The organism is Blastococcus sp. KM273128, from assembly GCF_021698975.1.
GTDB lineage: Bacteria > Actinomycetota > Actinomycetes > Mycobacteriales > Geodermatophilaceae > Blastococcus.
On the sequence record NZ_SSXA01000178.1, the window covers coordinates 1 to 695 of the forward strand.

1 protein-coding gene is annotated in these 695 nt (G+C 75.4%); it reads left to right on the forward strand.

Annotated elements, in window-relative coordinates:
* Positions 1 to 134: 134 nt before the first annotated feature.
* Positions 135 to 524: a CAP domain-containing protein gene (locus E9529_RS21475; RefSeq protein ID WP_236833285.1), complete on the forward strand. Its 390-nt coding sequence runs from the start codon at positions 135 to 137 to the stop codon at positions 522 to 524.
* Positions 525 to 695: the final 171 nt, after the last annotated feature.

Genomic DNA, 695 nt, shown 5'->3' on the forward strand with positions numbered 1-695 from the left:
GGGTGGACCGTCGTCCACGTGACCGCAGCCGACCTTCGCGACCCGGCAGCGCTGGTGGCCCGGGTCCGGGATGCGCTGGCCCGCGCAACTTCTCGGAACCCGGCCTTTGGAGCCTCGGTCGGAGGCCCAGTTCGGTGAAGTCGGCCCCGGCCACCGCAGGGGTGGAGGGGCAGGTCCGGGCACTGGTGAACGCCGAGCGCGCCGCAGCCGGGTGCGGGCCGGTCGCGGCCGACGACGGGCTCGCCGCGGTCGCCCGTGCGCACAGCACGGCCATGCGCGACCGCGGCTTCTTCGACCACGTGGACCCCGACGGCCTCGACCCCATCGACCGCGCCGACCGGGGGGGTGTCGCGGCTCGGGCGGAGAACATCGCGCGCGGGCAGGCCGACCCCTCCGCCGTCATGACCTCGTGGATGGCCAGTCCCGGCCACCGGGCCAACATCCTGAACTGCGGGCTGACCCGGCTCGGCGTGGGTGTGGCGACCGGTTCCGGCGGCCCCTGGTGGACCCAGCTCTTCGGCTGAGCCCGCCCCGCCCCGCCCGGCTCGGGGCCGACTTCACCGAACTGGGCCTCCGACCGAGGCTCCAAAGGCCGAGTTCCGAGAAGTTGCGCGGGCCAGCGCATCCCGGACCCGGGCCACCAGCGCTGCCGGGTCGCGAAGGTCGGCTGCGGTCACGTGGACGACGGTCCACCC